The organism is Octadecabacter antarcticus 307 (assembly GCF_000155675.2).
GTDB classification, from domain to species: Bacteria; Pseudomonadota; Alphaproteobacteria; order Rhodobacterales; family Rhodobacteraceae; genus Octadecabacter; species Octadecabacter antarcticus.
In genome coordinates this window covers 4,523,898-4,549,642 of the sequence record NC_020911.1, presented here as the reverse complement: position 1 = coordinate 4,549,642, position 25,745 = coordinate 4,523,898, and the positions used below count along the sequence as shown (strand labels likewise).

28 protein-coding genes are annotated in these 25,745 nt (G+C 56.6%); 17 read left to right on the top strand and 11 right to left on the bottom strand.

The window, feature by feature from the left end; all coding sequences use genetic code 11:
* Positions 1 to 84 precede the first annotated feature (84 nt).
* From OAN307_RS23310 to OAN307_RS23295, 4 genes are all read right to left on the bottom strand, one after another.
* Positions 85 to 1,176: a THUMP domain-containing class I SAM-dependent RNA methyltransferase gene (locus OAN307_RS23310; RefSeq protein WP_015501859.1), complete on the bottom strand. Its 1,092-nt coding sequence runs from the start codon at positions 1,174 to 1,176 to the stop codon at positions 85 to 87.
* A gap of 471 nt (positions 1,177 to 1,647) precedes the next feature.
* Positions 1,648 to 1,917, bottom strand: a complete 270-nt coding sequence (gene rpsO, locus OAN307_RS23305; protein ID WP_015496975.1) for a 30S ribosomal protein S15 — start codon at positions 1,915 to 1,917, stop codon at positions 1,648 to 1,650.
* 163 nt (positions 1,918 to 2,080) lie between these two features.
* Positions 2,081 to 3,031 (bottom strand): calcium-binding protein, encoded by a 951-nt coding sequence (locus tag OAN307_RS23300; RefSeq protein WP_015501858.1) that lies wholly within the window; start codon positions 3,029 to 3,031, stop codon positions 2,081 to 2,083.
* A 124-nt stretch (positions 3,032 to 3,155) separates the two neighbouring features.
* Positions 3,156 to 3,695, bottom strand: a complete 540-nt coding sequence (locus OAN307_RS23295) for a DUF1643 domain-containing protein (protein WP_015501857.1) — start codon at positions 3,693 to 3,695, stop codon at positions 3,156 to 3,158.
* Between the two features lie 65 nt (positions 3,696 to 3,760).
* Between OAN307_RS23295 and OAN307_RS23290 the strand changes: the two genes are divergently transcribed.
* On the top strand, positions 3,761 to 4,129 hold the full coding sequence (locus OAN307_RS23290; protein ID WP_015501856.1) for a VOC family protein: 369 nt from the start codon (positions 3,761 to 3,763) through the stop codon (positions 4,127 to 4,129).
* 51 nt (positions 4,130 to 4,180) lie between these two features.
* Here OAN307_RS23290 and truB read toward each other — a convergent pair whose 3' ends face one another.
* From truB to rbfA, 3 genes are all read right to left on the bottom strand, one after another.
* A complete protein-coding gene (gene truB / locus OAN307_RS23285; RefSeq protein ID WP_015501855.1) occupies positions 4,181 to 5,086 on the bottom strand; it encodes a tRNA pseudouridine(55) synthase TruB in 906 nt (301 codons plus the stop codon).
* A gap of 64 nt (positions 5,087 to 5,150) precedes the next feature.
* Complete coding sequence (locus OAN307_RS23280) at positions 5,151 to 5,867, bottom strand: phosphodiester glycosidase family protein (RefSeq protein ID WP_015501854.1); 717 nt, start codon at positions 5,865 to 5,867, stop codon at positions 5,151 to 5,153.
* Positions 5,867 to 6,295, bottom strand: a complete 429-nt coding sequence (gene rbfA, locus OAN307_RS23275) for a 30S ribosome-binding factor RbfA (RefSeq protein WP_015501853.1) — start codon at positions 6,293 to 6,295, stop codon at positions 5,867 to 5,869. Before rbfA ends, OAN307_RS23280 begins: the two co-directional genes overlap by 1 nt.
* 81 nt (positions 6,296 to 6,376) lie before the next feature.
* Here rbfA and dapB point away from each other — a divergent pair, with 81 nt between their 5' ends.
* Both dapB and OAN307_RS23265 read left to right on the top strand, forming a co-directional pair.
* Complete coding sequence (dapB, locus tag OAN307_RS23270; protein WP_015501852.1) at positions 6,377 to 7,195, top strand: 4-hydroxy-tetrahydrodipicolinate reductase; 819 nt, start codon at positions 6,377 to 6,379, stop codon at positions 7,193 to 7,195.
* Positions 7,196 to 7,249: 54 nt separating this feature from the next.
* A complete protein-coding gene (locus OAN307_RS23265) occupies positions 7,250 to 7,609 on the top strand; it encodes a hypothetical protein (protein ID WP_015501851.1) in 360 nt (119 codons plus the stop codon).
* A gap of 12 nt (positions 7,610 to 7,621) precedes the next feature.
* Here OAN307_RS23265 and OAN307_RS23260 read toward each other — a convergent pair whose 3' ends face one another.
* Complete coding sequence (locus OAN307_RS23260; protein WP_015501850.1) at positions 7,622 to 7,798, bottom strand: DUF1674 domain-containing protein; 177 nt, start codon at positions 7,796 to 7,798, stop codon at positions 7,622 to 7,624.
* A 66-nt stretch (positions 7,799 to 7,864) separates the two neighbouring features.
* On the opposite strand from OAN307_RS23260, the gene OAN307_RS23255 reads away from it, so the two are divergent.
* The 10 genes from OAN307_RS23255 (at position 7,865) to OAN307_RS23210 (ending at position 19,086) form a co-directional block, all read left to right on the top strand.
* On the top strand, positions 7,865 to 9,142 hold the full coding sequence (locus OAN307_RS23255; protein WP_015501849.1) for an RsmB/NOP family class I SAM-dependent RNA methyltransferase: 1,278 nt from the start codon (positions 7,865 to 7,867) through the stop codon (positions 9,140 to 9,142).
* Between the two features lie 52 nt (positions 9,143 to 9,194).
* Positions 9,195 to 10,964 carry a heparinase II/III family protein gene (locus OAN307_RS23250; RefSeq protein WP_015501848.1) on the top strand — a complete coding sequence of 590 codons (1,770 nt, stop codon included), beginning with the start codon at positions 9,195 to 9,197 and terminating at the stop codon, positions 10,962 to 10,964.
* Positions 10,965 to 10,983: 19 nt separating this feature from the next.
* Complete coding sequence (gene purH, locus OAN307_RS23245; RefSeq protein ID WP_015501847.1) at positions 10,984 to 12,573, top strand: bifunctional phosphoribosylaminoimidazolecarboxamide formyltransferase/IMP cyclohydrolase; 1,590 nt, start codon at positions 10,984 to 10,986, stop codon at positions 12,571 to 12,573.
* 27 nt (positions 12,574 to 12,600) lie between these two features.
* Positions 12,601 to 13,113 carry a signal peptidase II gene (lspA, locus tag OAN307_RS23240; protein ID WP_015501846.1) on the top strand — a complete coding sequence of 171 codons (513 nt, stop codon included), beginning with the start codon at positions 12,601 to 12,603 and terminating at the stop codon, positions 13,111 to 13,113.
* A 50-nt stretch (positions 13,114 to 13,163) separates the two neighbouring features.
* Positions 13,164 to 13,664: a DUF3035 domain-containing protein gene (locus tag OAN307_RS23235; protein WP_015501845.1), complete on the top strand. Its 501-nt coding sequence runs from the start codon at positions 13,164 to 13,166 to the stop codon at positions 13,662 to 13,664.
* 125 nt (positions 13,665 to 13,789) lie between these two features.
* A complete protein-coding gene (locus tag OAN307_RS23230) occupies positions 13,790 to 15,127 on the top strand; it encodes a M16 family metallopeptidase (protein WP_015501844.1) in 1,338 nt (445 codons plus the stop codon).
* A complete protein-coding gene (locus OAN307_RS23225) occupies positions 15,124 to 16,434 on the top strand; it encodes a M16 family metallopeptidase (RefSeq protein WP_015501843.1) in 1,311 nt (436 codons plus the stop codon). The genes OAN307_RS23230 and OAN307_RS23225 overlap by 4 nt, the downstream gene beginning before the upstream one ends.
* A gap of 50 nt (positions 16,435 to 16,484) precedes the next feature.
* Complete coding sequence (gene mutL, locus OAN307_RS23220; protein ID WP_015501842.1) at positions 16,485 to 18,326, top strand: DNA mismatch repair endonuclease MutL; 1,842 nt, start codon at positions 16,485 to 16,487, stop codon at positions 18,324 to 18,326.
* Positions 18,327 to 18,392: 66 nt separating this feature from the next.
* Positions 18,393 to 18,713: a hypothetical protein gene (locus tag OAN307_RS23215; protein ID WP_015501841.1), complete on the top strand. Its 321-nt coding sequence runs from the start codon at positions 18,393 to 18,395 to the stop codon at positions 18,711 to 18,713.
* Positions 18,694 to 19,086 carry a hypothetical protein gene (locus OAN307_RS23210; RefSeq protein WP_245540940.1) on the top strand — a complete coding sequence of 131 codons (393 nt, stop codon included), beginning with the start codon at positions 18,694 to 18,696 and terminating at the stop codon, positions 19,084 to 19,086. The genes OAN307_RS23215 and OAN307_RS23210 overlap by 20 nt, the downstream gene beginning before the upstream one ends.
* Positions 19,087 to 19,157: 71 nt before the next feature.
* Here the strand turns inward: OAN307_RS23210 and OAN307_RS23205 are convergent, their stop codons facing one another.
* Both OAN307_RS23205 and OAN307_RS23200 read right to left on the bottom strand, forming a co-directional pair.
* A complete protein-coding gene (locus tag OAN307_RS23205) occupies positions 19,158 to 19,802 on the bottom strand; it encodes a ChrR family anti-sigma-E factor (protein ID WP_015501839.1) in 645 nt (214 codons plus the stop codon).
* An 8-nt stretch (positions 19,803 to 19,810) separates the two neighbouring features.
* Positions 19,811 to 20,482 (bottom strand): sigma-70 family RNA polymerase sigma factor, encoded by a 672-nt coding sequence (locus OAN307_RS23200; RefSeq protein ID WP_015501838.1) that lies wholly within the window; start codon positions 20,480 to 20,482, stop codon positions 19,811 to 19,813.
* Positions 20,483 to 20,629: 147 nt separating this feature from the next.
* Here OAN307_RS23200 and OAN307_RS23195 point away from each other — a divergent pair, with 147 nt between their 5' ends.
* Genes OAN307_RS23195 through OAN307_RS23180 form a run of 4 tightly spaced genes read left to right on the top strand, consistent with a single transcriptional unit; the run spans position 20,630 to position 24,660 of the window.
* On the top strand, positions 20,630 to 21,928 hold the full coding sequence (locus tag OAN307_RS23195; protein WP_015501837.1) for an NAD(P)/FAD-dependent oxidoreductase: 1,299 nt from the start codon (positions 20,630 to 20,632) through the stop codon (positions 21,926 to 21,928).
* A 4-nt stretch (positions 21,929 to 21,932) separates the two neighbouring features.
* Entirely contained in the window at positions 21,933 to 22,688 is a 756-nt protein-coding gene (locus tag OAN307_RS23190) for a DUF1365 domain-containing protein (protein WP_015501836.1), read from the top strand.
* Entirely contained in the window at positions 22,685 to 23,923 is a 1,239-nt protein-coding gene (locus tag OAN307_RS23185) for an MFS transporter (RefSeq protein ID WP_015501835.1), read from the top strand. Before OAN307_RS23190 ends, OAN307_RS23185 begins: the two co-directional genes overlap by 4 nt.
* A gap of 2 nt (positions 23,924 to 23,925) precedes the next feature.
* Complete coding sequence (locus OAN307_RS23180; protein ID WP_015501834.1) at positions 23,926 to 24,660, top strand: SDR family NAD(P)-dependent oxidoreductase; 735 nt, start codon at positions 23,926 to 23,928, stop codon at positions 24,658 to 24,660.
* A gap of 8 nt (positions 24,661 to 24,668) precedes the next feature.
* On the opposite strand, the gene OAN307_RS23175 is transcribed toward OAN307_RS23180, so the two are convergent.
* Positions 24,669 to 25,700: a saccharopine dehydrogenase gene (locus tag OAN307_RS23175; RefSeq protein ID WP_015501833.1), complete on the bottom strand. Its 1,032-nt coding sequence runs from the start codon at positions 25,698 to 25,700 to the stop codon at positions 24,669 to 24,671.
* Positions 25,701 to 25,745: the final 45 nt, after the last annotated feature.

The following is a 25,745-nucleotide window of genomic DNA, read 5'->3' as shown; positions in this document are numbered from 1 at the left end:
ATAAGCGTCACGTTGCAGATGTTGCGCGTTTATACGGGTTTTATGGGTTTGGGAAGGCTTGTGTTATTGTTGTCGCTGCGAACGTCAGTGCAGTGGGTCCGTCTGCCAAAGCCTGATCTTGATGCCGCCGTGGTTGACCACTGGGCCGACGGGTTTAAACGGCAGGCCAGTTGCCTTTGCGAGGCTCTGTTCGGATGTGATAATGCCCACCCGCCAACCTTTGAATTCCTTTTTTAGACGTTCACCAAGCGACGCATACAGCCCGTACAATGGTTTTTTGTTGCCGATGCGTCCGCCGTAGGGCGGATTGGCGATCACGAGGCCATTGTCTTTGCAGGGCGGGGTGATATCGCTGATCGGTTTCATCTGGAAGTCGGTCTGTTCGGTCACGCCCGCGCGTTCTGCGTTGGCTTGGCACATCCGAATGGCGCCTGCGTCACGGTCGGTCCCATAAAAGCGATGCGGTGTATCTTTCGGCCCGCTGCGCAATGCATCGAAGGCTGTTGCATCATAACTGGCAAGGTCTTGAAACGCGAACCCGCGACTGCGCCCTGCATCCATTGCCATTGCAATTTCAGCGGCTTCAATCGGGAACGTGCCTGATCCGCACATCGGATCATAGACAGGTTCATTGCCATCATAACCGCATCCGCGCAGGAATAGCGACGCCAGCGTTTCACGCATCGGGGCTTTGTTCACCGCCTCTTTGTGGCCTCGCTTGTGCAAAGATTCACCCGAAGTATCGAGGGAGAAGGTCACAAGGTCGTCTTCGATCCGCACACGGATGTTGAAGTCCGCAGTTTTGGTAATGTTCGCGCCGACGACGTCTTTCAACGCGTCTTCAACCCGCTGTTGCGCGGCCCCTGCGTGATAGATTTTAGACTTGCGACACGTCGCTTCGACTTTGACCGTCGCGCCTTGCGGGATCACGTCACCCCACGGGAATTTCTTGGACCGTTTGTCGAGTTGCGCGAGGTGCATTGCGCGAAATTCGCCGATGCGGGCCAGCACACGGGTCGCGCCGCGCAACGTCAGGTTCGCACGCCAAACGTCTGGCCAATCGCCTGTAACCGTCACGCCACCGGGGATGGTTTCAATGACGGTGAAGCCACGCTCACGGGCTTCGTCGGCAAGCAGACTTTCAAGGCCGGGCGCAGTGATAAGAAATATGTCCATATCGAGGGGGTTACACGGCTGGTGCGCAAACTGGAACCTCTTGAAATGGGAACGTGGAAAGGCAGCGCTACTGCGCAGGGCAGTCTAAATCGGCGATTGAGCTGGCATCGGGAAGGCCTTCGCAGAGTTCTTCTTCATAAAGCATGGCGTGCAGTTTCTGTCTCAAGCCCCCACAGGACAAGTGGGGCAGTATCACCACGGCCGAGGCCAAGCGCGCCAGCCAAAAGAAACGAACACAGGATTTAGGACGAGGGCGATGCGACCTCATTCAGATTTACACCGAAGTGTCCGCGCAGCAAATTTTCGGCCAGCGACAGGTGAACGTAAGGATCATCTAGGTTGCACATCAAATGTCCCCCGGCGAACCGGAGGACATAAAACAGCAACAGCGCCATACCAATGAAACAAATCAGAACGGACTACGCTTAAAAGCGAATCCTGAACGGAGACATCGGCAGGTCTTGTATGAGTTTAGCGGCGGATGCCCAAACGCTTGATGAGGTCCTGATAACGAGCCTCGTCTTTGCCTTTGGTGTAATCCAGCAATTTGCGACGCAGAGCGACCATTTTAAGAAGGCCACGGCGACCGTGGTTGTCTTTTTTGTGGATCTTAAAGTGCTCAGTCAGGGTCATGATGCGCGATGTAAGGACTGCAACCTGAACTTCGGGCGAACCAGTGTCGCCTTCTTTGGTTGCAAATTCCTTCATCAGTCGTGTTTTGTCTTCTACAGTAATCGACATCGGGGTCTCCTTATTAAAGGGTGGATGGCGCAAGCCGGGATGTCGTCCAGCAGGGCCCATGGAGGGTGAACCAGCCTGATGAACAAGCCAGATGCGCGCGTATAAGAAGATTCCCCCCTAAACGCAAAGAAAAAAAATGATCGGTGCTGTCTGGAAAATTGGATTAGGTTGGGACCAATTGGACCGTGCTTGCGTCAAAGGCCGTCACACCAAACAGGGATGCGACAGGTGCGCCATTCGCAAGCAAGATGGTCCCATCCGACGTCAATTGCGTTGTGAGTTCCGGTACGTCGCCTTCGTAGTTTAGAACCAGCAAGTCGTCGTCGGCGTAATCCATGATGAAAACGGTTCCGCCGGTGATTTCAAACCTGTCGGCGTCTGCGCCCCCTGACATCACGTCACCATCATTGCCGATGAGTGTGTCTTGCCCCTCACTGCCGTTTAAGTAGTCCGTTTTGGCGATATCTTCGCCGGTCACACCATCAAGCACATCGTTACCTTCGCTGCCCTGAATGTTGTCGCGTCCAGCCCCACCAATCAGGGTGTCATCGCCGTAACCGCCCAGAAGTTCGTCGCTGTCCGATCCGCCATTGATAACATCGTCGCCGTCACCCCCATGCAGTGTGTCGTTGCCGGTTCCACCGGACAAGTCGTCGTCGCCGATGTAGCCGTACACGAGGTCGTCACCATCATCGCCAGACAAACTGTCTTCGCCAGCCCCACCATGGATATGGTCATCACCTTCACCGCCCAAAAGCGTATCATTGCCGCCACGTCCGTCGAGGTAGTCATGGCCGGATTGACCTTCTGCGACATCATCCCCGTCGTCGCCAAAGAATTCACCATAGCCTTCAAGTGATTCCGTGAGGGCGAATTCGATGGATACTTCTGATGCGTTCGTGTGATCTGTTAAGCCAGTGACCGTCAGATCATCAACAGGCGGGTTTTCGACATCCTCATCCATATCAAAAAGGCCGCCAACGTCGGCTATTTCAGACGTTGCATCGTCCGCGCCATCTAATGGGTCGTTGTCCGATTCGCCGGATAACGCAGGGAGCCCGACAAGTGCGGTTCCTGCAATGGCGAGGCCTAGCAGCCCAATAATAGCCAGCATAACGTGTCACCTTTGATCATTGGCAAGCAGCGACCGTCGAGGATTCGCACTTGGGCTGCCTAACCTGTCGTTGCGCCACTATACGCCCAAGTGTCCATGAAATCGTCAAATAGTGGATGGATGGTTAACAAACGGCATCTGGCGTCGGGCCCTGCGGTGTGCGCCAAAGTTCTGGTTGTTGGGAATAGGCGATGTAGAGGGGGTGTTTGGGGTGTCCTGCCTTGGTCAACCCTAGGTGCAGAAGTTTTGCACCACTGGCGCGCAAAAGGTCTTCGACATACGCGCCACGATCACGATGTTCACCATGGGTCCCCCACGCGCAAATCGTGACGTCTGCCCATGCCGCGCCACCACCAATCGCGGCGTCGTTTTCATCGCCGACCGGGTCCATCGCCGTGCGCATCTTTCGTGGGTCAGTATCGCGCCACGCAAAAATGTTTGTCACACGAAAGCCACCATGCCCCAATGCGCGCGCGCGCCGTTCGCAGCGTTCCACGGTTGGGTCATTTTGGATTTCGGTGGCTGTCGACGGGTTGAGCATGACAAATTGAACCGTGCTGCCTGCGCTGTCCCAGACCCGCGTCAGGGAATAGCGGTAGCGTTCGCAATCGGAGTAGACCGCCGTGGAGAGCGCGTCGCCTTTGGTATGGGTTCGGGTGATCATGATGGGCTTATGACCAAGTCGCGCAAAATGTGCTAGAGCTTGGGGGACGTCAGAAAGGATACGACATGGCACTTGGCGCATTTTCCATCAGTTTGACGGTCAAAGACCTTGCGACATCAGTTGCGTTTTACGGCGATCTTGGGTTCACGCGGTTCGGTGGCACAGACGAGCACAATTATGCGATCATGAAAAACGGCGACACACTGGTTGGCCTGTTCCAAGGCATGTTCGAGCGCAATATGCTGACGTTTAATCCTGGCTGGGGCCAGTCGGCACAAGAGGTAAATCCGTTCGACGATGTCCGCGACATCAAGGCAAAAGCGAAGGCCGCAGGGTATGAGGTTTCGCAAGAAGCCGGCGAAGATACGGGAATCGGATCGTCCGTTGTGATCGACCCTGACGGCAATCCGATCTTGATTGATAAGCACCGGTGAGCATGTAATCGAAGGGCCTCTCGGGCAGATTTTTCAGCTAAGATGAAGCGATTAAGAACGTACGAACACCCGCGTTGGGTGAAGTTCACCGGATTTGAATATGCCGACGGCGATGGCTTGGCCTGAATGGTCGGCCCAACACTCGTCACCGTATTCCACGTCGCCCATGACCAGCGCGGGGTTGCCGTTGCGCAGCTTGGTGACACTCGATTCCGGGCAATGGACGCGCGGCAGGTCGGTGAGGCCCGCTTCGAGGGGCAGGATCAGATGGTCGAGCCCGTCGGTTTTCGCATGCGTGTCCAATTGGTCCAGCGTGACGCCGTCTTTGGCATCAAACGGGCCAGACCAGACACGACGCAATTCGCGCACGTGGCCAAAACAACCCAAGGCGTCGCCTAGGTCGCGGGCAATGGCGCGTACGTAGCCGCCTTTGCCGCAGGTCATTTCAAGCGTGACGTGGTCGACGTCAGGTCGGTCTGTCAGCAACAGTTCTTCGACCCAAAGGGGGCGTGCTGCGATTTCGAATTCCTCACCGTCGCGGGCGCGTTTGTAGGCGCGTTCACCATCAATCTTGACAGCTGAGAAAAGAGGCGGCGTCTGCATGATGTCGCCGACAAATTGGGCGAGCTGGGCTTTGATTTCATCATCTGTCGGGCGCGTGTCACTTTGGGCGGTAATTTCGCCTTCGGCGTCGTCGGTGTTGGTTTTTTGCCCAAGACGCACGGTGAATGTGTAGGCTTTTAGCGCGTCGGTGATGTAGGGGACAGTTTTTGTCGCCTCGCCCAAGGCTACGGCCAAAACGCCCGTCGCGTCAGGATCCAAGGTGCCCGCATGACCGGCCTTTTTCGCATCCAGCGCCCATTTTACTTTGTTGACAACTGATGTCGACGTGATCCCCGCCGGTTTGTCCACGACAAGCCACCCGTGTAGGTCGCGTCCTTTGCGTTTGCGTGCCATGAAATCTCCGGTGTTCGATCAAGCTGGCGGGGTAGTCTGCTGCGTGCGGCGCGTCAAGCACAGGTCAGTTGAGCACGCCAACGATCGAGCCAAGCTGCCAGCCGAAATCGGAGCGGTTGAGGGACGGAGCATAAAGCCTGCTTATCTTACCATCGAAGTATAGCGCATCGGGGAGCGAAAGGCGGTCGCGGAACAGCGTGCCAAAATCGTGGAAATTCACGGCATTATTCGAGATCGCAAACACCGCGCGGCTGCCGTCGCTGGATGTGCCAACGCCATTGCGGATGAATTTGGACTTTCCATTGGCGATGAATTGCGGGTGCAGCGCGCTGTCGATCACCAACATGGGGCCGGATTGAACGGCGTGCGTGCAGTTGGGTTGGCGATCTAGGTAGTCGAAGGTTTCAAAGACACGCAGGGTGTCTGCGATGCAAAATACGCCATTGGGCAGCAGGCCGAAATTTCCGGGGCCATCTGACGAAATAACGCGGGATTCTTGTATGCCGTCTTCGATGTAATGCCCGACCGGATCGCGGTTTTGGTGATACATGCCAGCATTCATCGCGAACGCAAGTTCGCGGCCCGTGTCGTTTTCAACAGCAGAAAAACCGCCCAATATGTCGCCAGCACTGTCGCGCAAGAACAGTTGCAGGTCTTCGTCGGCTGTCACTTCGCAGATAGTATAGGACGCGCCTAAATGGTCGATGTCTTCGCAGGTCACTGCTGCAGCGGGCAGTCCTGCGCCTTGGGCCAGCAGGAAAAGACCTACCAGCCAACGCATCAGTCTGTGTCTTCAGAATCAGGGCTCTCAGGCTCAGCGGCCACATCCTTTGCCACGCGGTCTTGGGCGAACATCACACGGGTGGCATCCATGCGGTCGTACATATCGTCGATGCGAAACCGCAGGTCTGGCGTGACCTTTAGTTTCATGCCGCGCGATATGAGATGTCTGAGTTCGCCTTTGTTGCGCGCCAAAGCCGCAATCGCCACGTCTGCGTCTTTACCGCCGAGCGGCAGCACAAAACATGTCGCGATGCTAAGGTCGGGCGTCATGCGGACTTCGCCGACGGTGATGGACATACGCTGCAAGTCGGGGTCGTGGACCTCTCCGCGCTGCAAAAGTTCGGACATTGTACGGCGGATCAATTCGCCCACGCGCAATTGCCGTGTCGTTGGACCGTCCTTGCCTTGAAATCTATTCTTTGCCATGTCGTCCATGTAAGGGGATTGAGTGGCATTGCCAAGCAGGTCCACGCGGATGTTACGGCCAAATTACAAAAGGATACGAACATGACGGATTTACCGGGGATCGTGGTGACAGGTGGGTCTGGCCGAATGGGGCAGATGTTGATCAATGCTGTGCAGGCATCCGATGCCTGCACGCTGATCGGTGTGTTGGAACGGGTGGGTCATGATTGGGTCGGTCAGGACGTTGGTATTGCTATGGGCGGCGCCGCGATTGGCGTAAGTGTCAGTGATGATCCGGTCACATCATTTGCGAGTGCGCAAGCGATTATTGATTTCACGGCACCTGCTGCAACGATTGGCTTTGCCGAACTGGCCGCGCAAGCCCGCGCCGTGCATGTGATTGGCACGACAGGTTTGACGGAAGGCGATATTGCAAAACTCGACGCGGCAGCACGCCATGCGGTGATTGTGCGGGCAGGGAATATGTCGCTCGGTGTGAACCTGTTGGTGCAGTTGACCAAGAAAGTCGCTGCGGCGCTAGATGAGGATTTCGATATTGAGATCATCGAGGCACACCATCACCACAAGATCGATGCGCCATCTGGTACTGCGTTGATGCTGGGCGAAGCGGCTGCCCAAGGGCGTGGAGTGGTGCTGAAAGACGTCAGTGATTCTGGGCGTGACGGAATTACAGGCGCGCGCACGCGGGGCGATATTGGTTTCACAGCGATCCGTGGCGGCGACATTGTGGGCGAACATGATGTGTTGTTTGCCGCAGCCGGCGAGCGGATCAAGCTGACGCATATTGCGACGGATCGCGCTGTTTTTGCCCGTGGTGCGCTGAAGGCCGCGATTTGGGGGCAGACCCAAAAACCCGGATCCTACACCATGTTCGATGTGCTGGGTCTAAGCGAAGATTAAACTGATTCAGAGCTTCGCGCGTAAGTGTAATAGATTGTGTTTAGGAGACTTGTTATGTTTCGCGCCCTTGCATTAATTTTGACCCTATGTGTGGCCCTGCCTGAAAGTGTCCAAGCGTTCGAGCGTATTAACGACCGCGAAACATTTGTGAACGCTGTCGATGGAAAAGACCTTAGGATTGCGATTTATGGGCTTACACTGAATGTGTCGGCTAATGGAACCATCGCAGGCCGTGCCATCGGCTGGGGCATTTCGGGGTCATGGATCTGGGAAGACGGATATTTCTGCCGCGACATGAACTGGTCGGGCACCGCGATTGACTACAATTGCCAGTTGGTCGAGGTGAATGGCAATCGTATCCGGTTTACAGTCGATAAAGGTGAAGGCAATGACGCGGTGCTGCGCATTCGCTAACGCGCCATGCCGCTAGAAATCGACGGCGATGCCTCTTCTTTCCCAATCGCCAAAACGAACGGGTTCTGGGCCGTCACGACCACCAAGTTCTTCGGGCAGTTCCATTGCTTTTGCCTTTTTGCGGCGATCGTCCGCCTCGGAAAGGGCGCGTTTGGCGGCATCGCTGATGTCTTTGGGCTTGTCAGTCATGTCGGCTCCTTGCGGCGGTTGTATGTGTGATATACGCCGCATCGAGCAATAGCCAAGGGGTAAGAGATGTCGCAGCAACAAGGTTTAGGGCCACGCAGGGCCGCATTGTACATGCTCGATCAGGTTACCGGCGAAGGTAAATTGCTGCCGGAACTCATTGGGGAAGGCGCGTTGCAGCATCTTTCACCAGAAGACCGTGCCCGCGCCCAGCGCCTCACGACCGAGACTTTGCGTGGATTGGCGCGTGCAGATCGGATGTTGGCGCGGTTCTTGCAAAAGACCCCGCCATTGTCGGTGCGAAATGTTTTGCGGCTTTGCACCGTTGAGCTGGCGGGTGGCGAAGCAGCGTATGGTGTGGTGAACGCTGGCGTTGAAATGGTGGCCCGCAACAAGCGCACGTCGTCCATGAAAGGTCTGGTCAATGCAGTGCTGCGCAAAGTCGCGGCCGAAGGCCCCGAGGGATGGGCGCAATTGGCTACACCGCGCATGCCCGGTTGGTTGCGCAGCCCGCTGAAAGATGCCTATGGCCCAGAGATTGTCGCTGCGATTGAGACGGCACAGTTCGCAGGTGCGCCGCTGGACATCACCGCGAAGGGCGACCCACAGGCCGCAAACGAGACGTTGAAAGGCGAAATTTTGCCGACGGGAACCATTCGTTTGCGCGATGCTGGGCAGGTTTCAACCTTACCGGGATTTGAGTCTGGTGATTGGTGGGTGCAAGACGCGGCTGCGGCGATTCCTGTGCAAATTCTGGCCCCTCAAAAGGGTGAAAAAATCCTTGATTTGTGTGCGGCGCCGGGTGGTAAGACCATGCAGCTAGCCATGGCAGGTGCTGATGTAACGGCGGTGGATTCGTCCGAAGGGCGCATGATCCGCGTGGGCGAGAATTTGAAACGCACAGGGTTGAATGCGACAACGATCACAGCAGATGCATTCGCTTTCACCAGCGGTGGTTTTGACGCTATTTTGCTGGATGCCCCCTGTTCTGCGACCGGCACAATCCGCCGCCACCCCGATTTGCCGTATGCCAAAGACGGGTCCGAATTTGGTATCCTGATCCACCAACAGGCACGCATGATCGATCACGCGCTGAGCCTTCTGAATCCGGGTGGGCGGTTGGTGTTTTGCACCTGTTCGCTATTGCCTGATGAGGGTGAAGTTCAGGTCGAAGAAGCGCTAGCGCGTCACCGCGGTTTGACGGTCGATGCGTCTGCCCTTGATCGTAGTGGTATCGACCCTGCGTGGCGCACTGAGGATGGCGGCCTTCGTCTGCGACCTGATTATTGGGCGGACAAAGGCGGCATGGACGGGTTCTATATTGTGCAGCTGCGTAAGCCTGTATGACTTAGAACGTGACCCCGCATCCGAAATGAAGGTATAAGCCGTTAACGCAAAGATGCTGAATGGCACGGGCGAAGGACGAGGCGACGCAGTGGACACATCCGACACATATTCAAGACGCGAACGTTTGATGAACCGGCTGCATGCGCGGCGGGCGGCGCGGACACGACCTGCGACGGGGTTTCAGTCCAATCCCGAACCTAAAATGATCGGGCATTACGCCCGTGGCAGGCAGCTACTTGCGGGGAATTTCTTGTTCTCGGGTCATCTGATCGAAGCACCGGGCGTTAGCCTTTGGGATGCGGCGGAACGGGTGACGACATCGACTAATTCGGTGCATGGGTTTTCTTGGCTTGATGATCTGGCGGCAGTCGGGGACACAAAAGCGCGGGTAGCGGCGCAAAGCTGGGTGGGCGATTGGATCACGCGGTATGGCCACGGTCGCGGTGCGGGCTGGACGCCTGACATCACAGGGCGGCGATTGATCCGCTGGATCGCACACGGATTTTTCCTGCTGCGTGGGGCTGAAAAAGACGCAACACAAACCTATTATAAATCCGCCGCCCAACAGGCGATTTTTTTATCGCGTCGCTGGCACGTTGCGCGGGCGGGCCTGCCCCGATTTGAGGCATTGGCCGGTATGATTTACGCAGGGCTGTCCCTGCAAGGCATGGAAGACCGCGTTGATCCTGCGATTGCGGTTCTGGCCCGCGATTGCAAAGTCCAGATTGGGCCGGATGGTGGTATTCCATCGCGTAACCCGGAAGAATTGTTGGAAATCCTGACCCTGCTTACCTGGGTTGAAACTGCGCTCAGCGGATCGGGACGTGAAGTCCCTGAAGCGATACTTTCAGCGATGGCGCGGATTGCGCCTGCGCTGCGGGCTGTACGCCATTCTGACGGTGGCTTGGCGCGGTTTCACGGTGGTGGTCGCGGGCTCGATGGCTGGCTTGATCATGCGCTGGCGGCGGTCGGCACGATGGAACAACCCAATCAGGGTTTGCACATGGGCTACGGAAGGCTTGCCGCAGGTCGCACGAGTTTGATCGCAGACACGGCAGCGCCGCCTATCGGTGTCGCAGCGGCCGAGGCCCATGCCTCGACGCTCGCGCTGGAACTGACGTCCGGCCGACGTCCGTTGATTGTGAACTGTGGATCAGGGAGCAGCTTTGGCCCCGAATGGCGCCGCGCCGGACGCGCCACACCGAGCCATTCGACACTCTGCATCGAAGGCGTGTCATCGGCCCACATTGAGGTGCGCAAAGACGGTGCGGAACTGCTGTGTGCCGGGCCTAAAAACGTGCAATCGGAATTCACAGCGCTGGGGGACGGCGATCGACTTGAAATGGCCCATGATGGCTACCGTGCGTCGCACGGGTTGACCCATGTCCGCACACTTGATTTGAGCCAAGACGGGCGGGCGCTGGCGGGTGAAGACCTGTTGACGATCCTTGAGGCGTTTGACGAGCCACTTTTTGACAAAGCGCTCGACGCTGCAAAGCTGCAAGGCATTCCGTGGTCCGTGCGGTTTCATTTGCATCCCGAGGTGGACGCGATTGTCGATCTGGGTGGCGCAGCAGTTTCGCTGACGCAGAAATCTGGTGAGATTTGGGTCTTCCGTCACGACGGCGCCGGTGAAATGCGTCTTGACCCGTCGGTTTATCTTGAAAATGGTCGCCTGCGCCCGCGTGCTGCGCAACAGGTGGTTTTATCCGGACGCGCAATGTCATATGCGACGCGCATCCGCTGGTCTTTGTCCAAGGCGCAAGACACGCCAACGACCTTGCGCGATGTGAAAGAGAAACAGCCAGAACTAGACGTTTGACCTGCCTGAGGGGGCCCACATGACCGACCTTCACCCAATTACGCGAGCGCTACTATCTGTATCTGATAAGACCGGATTGATCGACCTTGGGCGGGCACTGTCCGCGCGCGGTGTGGAATTATTGTCAACGGGTGGGTCTGCAAAGGCGTTGCGCGACGCAGGGCTGGGCGTGCGCGATGTCGCGGATGTGACAGGCTTTCCCGAAATGATGGATGGCCGCGTAAAAACACTGCACCCGGCGGTGCATGGTGGATTGTTGGCGCTGCGCGACAACGACGCGCATTTGGCGGCGATGAAAGAACACGGGATCGGTGTGATCGATCTGTTGGTGGTGAACCTGTATCCGTTTGAGACGACCGTCGCATCGGGTGCTGGATACGATGACTGCATCGAGAATATCGATATCGGTGGCCCCGCGATGATTCGCGCGGCGGCAAAGAACCATGCATTTGTGAACGTGGTGGTGGATGCGCAGGACTATGATGCGCTTTTGGCTGAATTGGACGCTAACGACGGGGCGACCGGATTGGCGTTCCGCCAAACACTGGCCCAAACCGCCTATGCGCGCACGGCCGCCTATGACGCCGCGGTCAGCACCTGGATGGCAGGCGCACTTGGTAATACCGCACCGCGCCGCAAGGCTGTGGCAGGAACGCTGGCGCAAACATTGCGCTATGGCGAAAACCCGCATCAGGCAGCGACTTTCTATCTGGATGGGTCGGGCCGACCCGGCGTGGCGACGGCGACGCAGCATCAAGGCAAAGAGCTGTCGTACAACAACATCAATGACACTGATGCTGCGTTTGAATTGGTCAGTGAATTTACACCTGCTGACGGCCCCGCAGTGGCGATCATCAAACACGCCAACCCATGTGGTGTGGCGGTGGGCGCGACCTTGGCGCAGGCCTACCAAAAGGCGTTTCAATGCGACCAGACCAGTGCGTTCGGCGGTATTATTGCACTGAACGGTGAACTGGACGCTGAAACTGCCGAAGCGATCACAGGCATTTTCACGGAAGTCGTTATCGCGCCATCTGCGACAGACGCAGCGAAGGAAATTTTCGCTGCCAAAAAGAATCTTCGGCTGCTGACGACGGGTGCGTTGGCCGATCCGCTGGCTGTGGCACAGACGATCCGTCAGGTGTCGGGCGGGTATCTGATGCAGGATAAGGACAACGGGCGTGTCGCGGCCTGTGACCTTAGGATCGTGACCAAGGTGAAACCGACCGATGCGCAAATGGCCGATCTGTTGTTTGCTTGGAAGGTTGCAAAACACGTCAAGTCCAATGCGATTGTTTATGTCAAAGACGGTGCGACGGTGGGTGTTGGTGCGGGTCAGATGAGCCGGATTGACAGCGCCTTAATTGCCGCGAAAAAGGCCGCACGCATGGCCGATGCGCTGGGACTTCCCGAACCCCTGACCAAAGGGTCCGCTGTGGCGTCTGACGCGTTCTTCCCATTTGCTGATGGCCTGCTTGAGGCCGCTGCGGCGGGCGCGTCATGTGTCATCCAACCAGGTGGGTCCATGCGCGACGATGAAGTGATTGCAGCCGCAGACGAGGCTGGCCTCGCCATGGTGTTCACCGGCATGCGCCACTTCCGTCACTAGATGCGCAACAAGAGGGAAGGACCTGAGATGCGGACCATGACCGGAGTGGCGATTTGGGTGTTCCTGATCGACCAATTCATCAAATATGTCGTCTTGTATCACGTGTTTGGTTTGCCCGGCAGCCTGATCGGGTCAGACGTTGATGCGCTGCCATATCCGGCACGGGTTGATGTGTTTGAACCGTTTCTGGTGCTGACGATGGCGTGGAACCGGGGCGTCAATTTCGGCCTGTTTGCAGGTTATGATCTGCGCTGGATTCTGATTGTCGTCGCGTTTGCCATCTGCGGTTTTGTGATTTGGTGGTTGCGCCGTGATCCTCCGGGGCGTTGGGGCATGATCAGTGCGGGCCTGCTGATTGGCGGTGCGTTGGGCAATGTGATCGACCGCGTTCTTTATGGCGCAGTCGCAGATTTCCTGAATATGTCATGCTGTGGGATCAACAACCCATTTGCGTTCAACGTCGCGGATATTTCGATATTTGCTGGGGCGATCGGGCTTGTGCTGTTTACGGATGGCGACGACAAAAAGAAGACCGCGTGACGTGAGCTAAGGTTTGCGTTAGAACGCGATAGGGAAGACGTGAGGGTACGATGAAACTGATCTTGTGTTTCGGTGTGATTTTGATGCTGACCGCCTGTGCGGGCGGGGATCGCGGATTGCGTGACCTGCGCGCAAACGGGGGGGGACCAGACGAATTTGGGGTATTGCCCGTCGGTGCGCTGGTCCTGCCCAATGATGTCACGAACCTGCCAACGCCGACGCCAGGCCAATCCAACCGTACCGACCCAAGGCCAAATGCGGATGCGGTCGCGGTTCTGGGCGGTAACCCGAACGCGTTGATCCCCAATGGAATTCCTGCAGGTGACGGTGCCTTGGTGACTGCTGCCAGCCGCAATGGTGTTGACCCGACAATCCGCCAAACGCTCGCGTCCGAGGATGCAGCGTTCCGCACGCGCCAGTCGCGTTTTGGCTTCATCCGTGGGCGGGATCGCTATTTCAGCGCCTACGCGCGCCAAGCGCTTGACGCCTATTCAGAGCTTCAGCGTTTCCGCAATGCAGGTGTCGCAACGCCGTCGGCGCCACCCCAGTAATTCACCACGTCGTCGGGGGCAGTCGTTGACCCAATTCATAACGCCACCTCACATCCGCGTATGGCCCCTTGAAGCGCGCGGCGCGCGGCGTAAGTTCACTACAGATCAATAGCGGAGTTATACAAATGCGTCTTCTCGCTGCGGCCTTTGCCGTGTTCGCCACGTCTGCCCCCGTTCTAACACAGGCAGAGGAAGTAACGACCTTCCAGCTCGACAATGGGATGGATGTGGTAGTTATCGAAGATCACCGCGCCCCTGTCGTGGTGCATATGTTGTGGTATCGCGCTGGATCAGCCGATGAACCGGTCGGATCGTCCGGTGTCGCGCATTATCTGGAACATTTGCTGTTCAAGGCGACTGACACAGTGGAAAGTGGTGAATTCCAGCGTATCGTTGCCGAAAACGGTGGGTCGGACAACGCATTCACCAGTTATGATTATACCGGATACTTCCAGCGTGTCGCCGCCGACCGCCTGCCGCTGATGATGCAATATGAGGCTGACCGGATGAACAATCTGGTGCTGACAGAAGACGATATCGTGACGGAACGTGGCGTGATTTTGGAAGAACGCAATCAGCGCACAGAAAATTCCCCCGGTGCATTGGCGCGCGAACAAATGCGCGCGGCACAATTCCTGAACCACCGTCACGGTGTGCCGATTATCGGCTGGAAACACGAGATGGAAGAACTCGATATGGCGGACGCGTTGGCGTTCTATGACTTGTATTATTCCCCAAACAACACGATCCTGATCGTCGCTGGTGATGTCGAACCTGAAGAGGTTCTGGCACTGGCGCAGGAACACTACGGCCCCATCCCTGCCGAACCGAACCTGCCAGAACGCTACCGCAGCCAAGAGCCGCCGCAAACGGCCGAACGTCGATTGATTTTTGAAGACCCGCGCGTCGCGCAGCCCTATGTGACGCGCAGCTACCTTGCGCCTGAACGTGACGCGGGCGCGCAAGAAGAAGCCGCTGCGCTGACTTATCTGGCTGAGCTTTTGGGGGGCTCGCCGTTTACATCTACCCTCGGGATTGCATTGCAGTTTGAAACCAACACCGCTGTTTTTGTGGGTGCGTTCTATAGTGGCGTTAGTCTTGATGACACCACGTTCGGCCTGACGGTCGTGCCGTCCGAAGGGGTTTCTCTGCAAGACGCAGAAGACGCCATGGACGCAGCCATCGCCGCATTCATTGAAAACGGGATCGACCCCGCACGCATGGACGCCTTGCGCACACAGTTGAAAGCTGGCGAAATTTACGCCCGCGATGACGTTGGTGGCTTGGCCCGCAGATACGGCGTCGCACTGACATCCGGCCTGACGGTTGAAGACGTGCAAGCATGGCCCGATATCTTGCAGGCGGTGACCGAAGAAGACGTCATTGCCGCCGCAATCCGTGTTCTTGACCGCAACCAATCCGTGACAGGCTGGATCATCCCCAGCCGGGAGGTCCTCCAATGATCCGTCTAATCCTTGCCCTTACTTTGTCGCTGATCGCAGTGCAGGCGCGCGCGGAAATCGACATTCAGGAAATCACATCGCCGGGTGGCATTGATGCGTGGCTTGTGCAGGAAAATTCGATCCCGTTCGTCGCGATTGAAATCGTTTTCGAAGGCGGTGCATCACTGGACCTGCCCGGAAAACGCGGGGCCACGAACCTGATGATGGCACTGCTTGAGGAAGGGTCCGGTGAATTGGATGCACGTGGTTTCCAAGAGGCCCGCGAAGCCCTCGCTGCGTCGTACGGGTTTAACGCACGTGACGATTCCGTTTCGATTTCGGCAGTGTTCCTGACTGAAAGCCGCGATGAAGCAGTGGCGTTGTTGCGCGCGGCTATGGTCAATCCGCGCTTTGACGATGATGCGATCGAACGGGTGCGCGCGCAGGTGCAATCTATCCTGCGATCCGACGCACAAGACCCAAACCGCATTGCCAGTGCCACGTTTGATGCGGCGGCTTTTGGTGATCATCCATATGGCTCTTCGATTGACGGCACCGCGGAAACCGTCGTGGCATTGACGCAGGACGACCTGTTCACTGCCCACCGCAATGCGTTGGTGCAGGGGCGTGTTTATGTCGGCGCAGCGGGTGATATTTCTGCGGACGAACTGGGTGAATTGATCGACGACTTGATCGGCGAATTACCGATAGACGGGCCCACGTTTCCTGATCGTGTTGAATTCGGTCTCAGTGGCGGGACAACCATCGTACCGTTCGACACGCCCCAGTCCGTTGCGCTGTTCGGCCACGCGGGCATTAAACGTGACGCGGATGATTTCTTTGCAGCATTTTTGCTGAACGAAATCCTTGGCGGCAACGGTGTCGAAAGTCGCCTGATGCGCGAAGTTCGCGAGGAACGTGGCCTGACCTACGGCATCTACACCTACCTTGTTCCCAAAGACTTGTCCGAGATGTATTTGGGGCAAGTCGCCTCTGCTAATGGTAGGATTGCAGAAGCAATCGAGGTCGTGCGCGCGGAATGGGAACTGCTGGCAACCGAGGGCGTTTCGGCGCAGGAACTGGCGCAGGCCAAGACCTATCTGACGGGCGCATATCCGTTGCGATTTGACGGAAATGCCGAAATCGCGGGAATTCTGGTGGGCATGCAGTCGGTTGACTTGCCCACGGAATACATCGCCAACCGCAACGATCTGGTGAACGCGGTGACATTAGAGGACGTGAACCGTGTCGCGGGTGAATTGCTTGATCCTGATGGGCTGCATTTCGTGGTTGTCGGTCTGCCCGAAGGCTTAGAGGCGTCCGATTAACCACCAATATCCCTGTCAGAATCGCTGCCAGCTATGCTATCTGTAGTGCTATGGAATTCACTGATCCCAATATAGGCGCCACTCCTTCATTGAAAGACGGGCGCCCCGTTATTCGCCAACTCGACGATGCTGCGATCAATCGCATCGCTGCGGGTGAGGTCGTGGAACGTCCGGCGTCGGTTGTCAAAGAACTCATTGAAAATGCTTTGGATGCGCGTGCGTCGCGGGTTGAAGTCTTTGTTGCTGATGGCGGTAAGACCCTGATCCGTGTCACGGACAATGGCGTCGGGATGACTGCCCAGGATTTGCCGCTGGCCCTGTCACGCCATGCGACGTCAAAGATTGACGGGTCCGATTTGCTGAACATCCACAGTTTTGGTTTTCGTGGTGAGGCGTTGCCGTCCCTTGGCGCTGTTGGTCGCTTGACGATCCGAAGTCGCACCGATGGTGGCGAGGGTTGCGAAATTTCAGTTTCAGGTGGCGCCCACACCGCCGTGCGCCCAGCGGCGTTAACTGTGGGGACAATCGTTGAATTGCGCGATCTGTTTTATGCCACACCCGCGCGTCTGAAATTCCTGCGCACCGATCGCGCAGAAATGCAGGCGATCAGTGACGCGGTCAAACGGCTCGCAATGGCGGAGCCATTTGTGACGTTTGTTTTGACGGATGTATCTGGTGGAAATTCCCGCGTGACGTTTCGCGCGAACGGTGAAACGGGGGATATGTTTGATGCGCTGCACGCCCGGCTGCGCAGCGTTCTGGGTAAAGATTTTGCCGAAAACGCGCTGGCGATTGATGCGTTGCGCGAAGGTGTTCATCTAACGGGATACGCTGCGTTGCCGACCTATTCGCGCGGATCGGCGGTTCAGCAGTTCCTTTATGTGAATGGCCGTCCTGTGCGTGACAAAGTTCTGATTGGGGCGCTGCGCGGGGCTTATATGGATACGTTGAGCCGTGATCGTCATCCAGCAGCGTGTCTGTTTATCGACGTTGATCCGACCCGCGTTGACGTCAATGTGCATCCGGCAAAGTCCGAAGTTCGGTTTCGTGATCCTACAATCGTGCGCGGGCTGATCGTCAGCGCGTTGCGGGCGGCCTTAGCTGACGCAGGGCATCGCGCATCGAGCACGGTTGCCAGCGATACTTTGGGCGCGATGCAGCCAGAACAGATGGAACCACGGATCTATCAGATGGATCGTCCCACAGGTGGCATTGGCCCTGCATACCGCCCGAGCGGTTTTGCAGACATCGCAACGGATATGTCGGGCCGTGTTGAAGTGGTTGAAGCGAACGACGGCCCCAGCGCGCAAGAACGCCCACTTGGGGCGGCGCGTGCACAGCTGCATGAGAACTACATCATCGCGCAGACCGAAACCGGCATCGTCATTGTTGATGGACACGCGGCGCACGAACGGCTGGTATATGAAAAGCTGAAAACCCAGATGGCGGAAAATGGGGTCGCGGCGCAGGCGTTGCTTATCCCTGAAATTATTGAAATGTCGTACGGGGATGCGGCGCAGTTGCTGGCTGTGGCCGATGACCTTTCGCGGTTCGGCCTGACAATCGAACCCTTTGGCGGCAATGCTATTGCTGTGCGCGAAACGCCTGCCATCTTGGGCGAAGTCAACGCCGAAGCGATGTTGCGCGACATTCTTGACGAACTCAGTGACCAAGGGTCCAGCACGCTGGTGCAAGAGAAACTTGAGGCAATCCTGAGCCGTGTGGCCTGCCACGGGTCGATCCGCACGGGCCGTTCGATGCGTGGTGAAGAAATGAATGCCCTGCTGCGCGAAATGGAACGCACGCCACGTTCGGGGCAATGCAACCATGGGCGGCCGACCTATGTGGAACTGAAACTGAGTGATATCGAGCGATTGTTCGGTCGTACCTGATCGAAAATCTGCTCTTGAGGCGGCGGGACACGCCCGTTAGCTTATCCACAATCAGGGGGGCAACGGATGCGGATCGAAAAAGATCCTAACAATATTTTTGTCATCGTGGATCGCGCGATTGATGACATCCACCGCGATCGGCCTTTTGATACCGGAACGGTTTATGTGGCGGCCAATGAACATGGCGATCTGCACACATATTCGCTAACACCGTGTCGTGGTGGAACGCAAATTTGCGGCGGCGCTGGTCATGTGGGCACAGTACGGAGACCATTAGATTATTTTGTTGTGACGGGCGCATACCGCGACCGCACATTTTTTTTGTCGCCCGATGGCGACGGATATCTGACTTGGCGAGGAGCGGATCTTGATCTTGCGTGGAATTAAGTTAACGGCGCTAATGGCGCTGACAGGTGCAGTTTTGACAGGGTGTACAGTTCCCCTGCCCGGCGGCGAAACGGGGCCCTTTGCACCTGGAAACACGCTGACGTTCTATTATCAGTCGGTGCTGACGAATACGCCCGACCAAGCCAGTATCGTGGCATGCGAAGAACAGATTATGGCGCGGACATGTGTGCGGATGTCAAATGGCGCGACCTTCCCGTTGGAAGCGACCGAAACAGGCGTTGCTTACGGCAACGAGGAATTGCGTATTGTTCTGCAACTTGACGAAGGCGGGGTTCCATCGGGCATCGGCCAGCTGAATAACCTCACGAACGGCGAAGCCTTAGGCATGCGCTGGGTATCACTGCCGTTCTAAATCGGTTCGAATGGAAAAAGGCGAGCCTAGATCATTCTGAGCGAGCCTTTTTTGGTTTATAATCTTTGCGGTTAAATCTTTAAGAACGGCTGCAAAAGACGTGGGATCAAGCTATTGAAGCGCAGCGGTGCGTCGGTTGCCGCCAAGCAGATGCAATCCTGACCCATTTCAGCGATAGGTTGATGATTGAGGTCTTGTGTTGCTACCTCGATGTCGCCTTTGCCAAACCGGTCGGTTTCATCGCTAAATGCGCCTTGCAAAACCAACGTTAGTTCCGTGCCACGGTGCCCATGGTCAGGCACTGCAACACCTGCGGGGATATGCAGCAAACGTACGCTCGCGGATTCGTCGACTTTCAGGATCGCTTGGCGCACGCCGCCACCAACCCTGCGCCATCGCACTGCATCCAAATCACCACCGACATAGTCTTGCAGCGGGGTCGGGAAATGACCGGATGAGATGCGGCTAGCGGGTGCGGGAATATCACCGTTTTCGATCAGGTCCAGCGTCGTAGCAAGGCTGTGATCTGACATAGCTACTGGGGCTTGTTCGTCCACTACCGCGCCGCCAACGGCATCAAATTCATGCATTCGCGCGCGGCATTCGTCGCACAGTGAAATATGCGTTGCGACCACAAGGCTAAAACCTTCTGGCAAAGTGCCTGCAGAATACGCCATCAGCAGGGCGTCGGTCAGGTGGTGTTTTATTTCAGTCATTGGAACGGTCATTTCATTTGGTGGCGCAAACGATTTAGCGCCAGTCTGATTCTTGATTTTATGGTACCGAGCGGTAGTCCGGTCGCCTCGGCAATTTCGCTGTGCGTGAGTTCGCCGTAATAGGCGCGCACAATTAGGTCTCGTTGTTTTTCCGGTAGAGCGGCCAAAGCCTCACCCAGTTTTGCGCAGTCTTGCTGTAGTGCCAAAACATCGGCTTGATCGGGTTCGGCCTCCGGTCCCCACGTCAGGTCTTCCGGTTCAGGCCGTCGCTGTTTGCGCAGCATGTCGATCCGGCGGTTCCGCGCGATCGTGAAGATCCAAGTCGAAACGCTCGCCTTTGTGGGGTCAAACAAGTGCGCTTTGCGCCACAACGTCGCCATCACGTCCTGTGCGACCTCTTCTGCCATATCGGGATTGGCACCGGATTTCATCAAGAACGCCTTCACACGTGGTGCGAAATGGGTAAACACTTCGGCGAAAGCCGACCGGTCTTTTTGATCACGGATCGACGCAAGGTGGTTTACCCATGCCATCCGGTCCGGTTTCTTGCGTGGTGCCACCATAATCTCTTTCACATCAGAGCCGTTTGGTTGCATTGCACCAATGGCTTGTGTGGCACTATACCCATCATGAGCTCCGCGCGCATCCGATATTGTCAGCAAAGATGTGTTTGTAAACATAAGGGGGTTACGGACTCAGACCTGCTCTGGATCACATAATAAGTCGACGGAATTGAAACCAAACGCGTACCCACGGCGTAAGTATTATAAGACGGTAAAAGCAGCGATGCGCAGACCGAGCAGACAGTCTTAGGGGACGACGCGTAAATGTCATTTGACCAGAGTAATGGTGCGCGCAAACGCATTGCAGTTATTGGTGCGGGAATTTCAGGCATGGCGGCGGCCCATGAGCTGGCCAAAGACCACAGTGTGGTCCTGTTTGAAGCCGAACAGCGGCTTGGCGGCCACGCCAGAACGCGCATGGCGGGCAAGAATGGTGATCAGGCGGTCGACACAGGCTTTATCGTGTTCAACTACGCCAATTATCCCTACCTCGCGGCGCTGTTTGACGAATTGGACGTCCCTGTGACGGAATCCAATATGTCGTTCGGGGCGTCTATTGATGGCGGGCGGTTTGAATATGGGCTGGCGTCGCTTCAGGCATTGTTCGCGCAGCCCAAGAATATGTTGAACCCAAAGTTTTTGCGAATGATTCGTGACGTTTTGAAGTTTAACAAGAACGGCGTTCGGTTAGCCCAAGAAGACAAGCTGACAGTTGGTGGCTTGATCGAACGTCTTGGTGCGGGGTCGTATTTTCGGGATTATTACCTTTTGCCGCTGTCTGGTGCGATCTGGTCAACGCCGACAGAAAAGATCATGGATTTTCCTGCCCGCGCGATGATGACGTTTTTCGAAAACCATGCTTTGCTAGGCATTAGTGGCCAGCATCAATGGTTCACCGTTGATGGAGGTAGCCAAGAATACGTGTCACGTCTTGGCATATCTATGGCTGCGCGCGGTGTTGTGATCCGGCTTGGCACGCCAGTAGACGGTGTGCGTCGTGCGCAGAATGGCGTGACGATCAAAGCCCCCGGATCGGAGTGGGAGGCATTTGACGAGGTCATATTTGCAACCCATTCCGACGACAGTCTGGCGATGCTTGACGATCCAACCACATTTGAAAAAGCTATGCTTGGGGCGGTCAAATACCAGCCGAACGAAATTGTGCTACACTCAGATGTGTCAATCATGCCGAAGCGCAAATCGGTTTGGTCGTCGTGGGTTTATTGTGAAGACGCAGACAAAGACAGCAACCGTATCGATCTAACATATTGGATGAACAAGTTGCAGCCTTGGCTTCAGGACGACCCGCTATTTGTCACGCTGAACACCACGCGCGATATTGATCCGGACCTGATCTGGGACAAGGTAACGTTGCGCCATCCGGTTTATAATCTCGAAGCATTGGCGGCGCAAAAATCTGCTGTGGCGGTGAACGGTTCGAATCGGACATGGTTTTGCGGTGCATGGATGAAGAACGGTTTTCATGAAGACGGGATCGGTTCGGCGATGGATGTCGTGTCCGCAATTCGGACACGTAACACAATGAGAGTGGCGGCTGAATAAACCAATGACACAGGTCCAACACATAGCAGGGGAGACCTACCACGGTCGGCGGGGCGGTACGAACAACGCCTTTCGTTATTCCATCGATTATGTGCTGCTAGACGCCGAAAACACGCCTGACCTGCCGGCGCTTTTCGCGCGCAACGGGCGGGGTGTGATGTCGGTGCATGACAGTGATCATGGTGGCGTGCCAAAGCACGGGATAGGTGCTGCATGGGTGCGAACGCTTTTGGCGGATCGCGGGCTTGATGTGACGGGGCGCGTTGAATTGCTGGCCCAGCCAAGGATGCTTGGGCATGTTTTTAATCCGGTATCGTTTTGGCTTTGCTATGGCCGTGACGACGTGTTGCGTGTGGTTATTGCCGAAGTATCCAACACGTTTGGTGATCGACATTCATACCTGTGTCACCACGAAGACTTGCGCGAGATTACCAAGGCCAACACGATAACCGCGCAAAAAGTTTTCCATGTTTCACCGTTTCAGGACATTGCGGGAAGCTATACCTTCAGGTTCGATATCCAGCCTGACAGCATTGGCATCTGGATTGATTTCTCTGACGGTCCGACGGGTCTGATTGCGACCCTGACTGGTGCGCGCGAACCATTGACCAATGCATCGATTCTCAAGGCAATTGTGCGCCGCCCGCTGGGATCACGCCGCGTGTTGGCTTTGATCCATTGGCAAGCAGTTAAACTGTGGTGGAAGGGCGTGATTTACCGTGCCAGACCCAAGCCGCCTGTGGATGATGTATCGCGATGAAGGCCCTACGTCAGGCGTTGTCCCAACGGTTTCCAGCCTACACAGCGTTTGCGGCTGTCCTGTCCGGAGCGGGCTTGCCGATCTATATTTTCGCACCAAAATACTACGCGGATACATTTGGCGTTAGTCTGACAGCGCTTGGCGCAGTCCTGTTCGGCCTGCGTCTGTTTGATGTGGTGCAGGACCCGGTCTTGGGCTGGATTGCCGAACGGTTGCGAAATGGAAAAGCGTTTGCTGTGGCTGTTGGCGCGCTTTTGCTGGCTGCATCAATGATTGGGTTGTTCGCCGTGCCGCCGCCAATTGATCCGCTTTGGTGGTTTGGCCTGATGATTACGGGGTTGTTCAGCGCGTTCAGCTTTCTCACCATCAGTTTTTACGCGCAAGGTATCGCCAAAGTCGGTGATCGGGTCGGTGGGCATGTGCAACTTGCGGCCTGGCGCGAATCAGGTGCGTTGACAGGGATTTGTTTGGCTGCCATCGCGCCGACCGCCTTAATGGGTTTTACAGATGCGCCCTTTGCGGCCTTTGCATGGGGATTCGCCGCCGCAACGCTTTTGGCGGCGCTGTTCATGTGGCGCGAATGGACGCCAGCATCAGTGGAACAGGCCCCGACGCCGATTGGTGCGATACTGTCGGACCGCCTTGCGCGCAGGCTGCTGCTGTTGGCATTGGTGAACGCCACGCCGCTTGCGGTGTCATCGACGCTGTTCCTGTTTTACGTAGAATCAAGGCTTGATGCCCCGGGGTGGGAAGGGCCGCTGCTGGTGTTGTTTTTCCTCGCAGCGGCTGTTTCGTCACCGGTGTGGTCGGCGCTGGCCCGCAAGTTTGGTGAAAAGCCTGTGTTGTTGTGCGCGATGGTTCTGGCGGTCGCCGCCTTTGGCTGGACGCTCACGCTTGGCGCGGGGGACACCACTGCGTTTGCGGTGATTTGTGTTCTGTCCGGTGCGACGATTGGGGCTGACTTGACGTTATTACCGGCGATGTTTGCCAAACGCATGGCAAAGATTGCGCCCAATGGTGGGCAGGGGTTCGGGCTGTGGTCGCTGGTGAGCAAATTCACGCTCGCGTTTGCGGCAGTGCTTTTGCTGCCATTGCTTGAGCGGGCCGGTTTTCAGGCCGGAATCAATAATCCGCAGGCAGCACTTACACTGCTGACCGGGCTGTATGCACTGGTCCCGTCTGTCTTAAAGATCGTGGCTATCATTTTGTTATTATTAACGACGTTGGAGAAATAAGAATGCGCGACTGGCAAGGAAAACGGTACTGGCTTATCGGTGCAAGCGAAGGCTTGGGCAAAGCACTGGCTGAAAGGCTTAGCCGCATGGGGGCTGAGGTGATCGTGTCGTCGCGCTCTGAAGACGCGCTCGCCAAGGTCGTTGATGGCTTGCACGGTAAAGCGTCCTATCAGGTGATGGATATTTCCGACGATGACAGCGTTAAAGAGGCTGCCGAGGCGGTTGGCGAGGTCGACGGTGTGGTGTTGCTCGCGGGTGTTTATTGGCCATTTGGCGCGGATGAATGGGACGCGGATAAGGCCGTGGCGATGGCGAATATCAACTTTACTGGATATCTGCGGGTGCTGGGTCAAGTGGTGCCAAAAATGGTGGTGCGCGATACTGGTCATATCGTCATCACATCCTCGCTGACGGGCTTTCGCGGTTTGCCGGGGTCGATTGGCTACACAGCATCAAAGGCCGCCAATATGTCGCTGGCCGAATGCATGTATGCTGATCTGCGCAAAACCGGTGTGGATGTTCAAGTCGCCAACCCCGGCTTTATCAAGACTCGCCTGACAGACAAAAACAATTTCAAAATGCCGTTTATCATGGACCCCGAAGACGCGGCGCGAGCGATGCTTGATCATATGAACACGTCAGACTTCAAGAAGAGCTTTCCGGCGGTCTTTTCGTGGGTCTTTCGCCTTGCGCAATTCCTACCCGATTGGGCCTACTTCCGCATTTTCGGCAAATAGCGCAGCGACTATAGGTGTGCCGCAAACGTCTTTTGTGCACGCCCCCAAACGCCTGCCTCGGGGCGGTCGAGCGTCAACAGATGTGGCAGCAGTTGCGATGCGAAATCATCTGTGCTTTCGACTGGCAAAAGCGACGGTAGATTATCAATCGCCATCACGTCGAGCGGCGGTGTGTCATGCGCGCGCAGAGTTGGCATATCCCACGTCGTCGCAGTGTTGTAGACCTTAATGGGGGAGAAATCGCTGTCAGGATCACAGGCGATATCGCCAATCACTGACAGTTTGCGGGCAGCGGTTCGTGCATCGGCAGGCACAAATACAGGCGCGCCCTTGTGGGCCAAAATGCAGTTGAGCAATATGTCGTGGGTCAATACCTCAGGGAATGGACCGCCGTGCGCAGTTTCTGCCATATCCCACCCAGTCGGGGCGATGCCAGCTGCCACACACAAATCCATCGCGCCGCTTCCCACACGGCCCAAGGCCCCGATGATCAGCGCGGTTGGGATTATGTCGATTGACGCGCGAACGCTGCGCGCCATTTCGGTCGCGGACGCAAATGCGCTCACTGCCCCAAGTGTTCTGCCGCGCTGTTGCTGACCCCAAGCCATCACTGAAATTGCGGCCCCCGCGTATCCGGCCCAGTAGCCGAACGCGGCGACCCGGCGCTCAGTGTCATCCACCAGATATTCTAGATCAAGCAGCGTGCCGCCGCCCGATTTGAACCGATCCAGCAGAACCCGTCCTGACGCTTGGCCCTTAAATGCGTGGCCAAACATGATGTGGCGACGGCGCAGCGGTGTGCCATCCACGGGCAGTTCTTTCAGCCCAAGGATGATTGCATCGTCTGGCGCATTTACCCATTCGCCGTTTTTGACGATCTCACATCCAACGTCGCGATAGCTTTTGGTTGGAATGCAGCGATCAGGTGCGTCTTCAACCACCACACGCCAGCCTTTGGAGAGCATTTTGGCGGCACCCTTTGGTGTCATCGGGGCGCGCGCTTCGTTCTCGCGCGGCTCACCGCGCATCCAAATCAACATGGGGTAGCTCCTGTTGCCAATCGCCCCTCCGTCGGGCTTCATAGA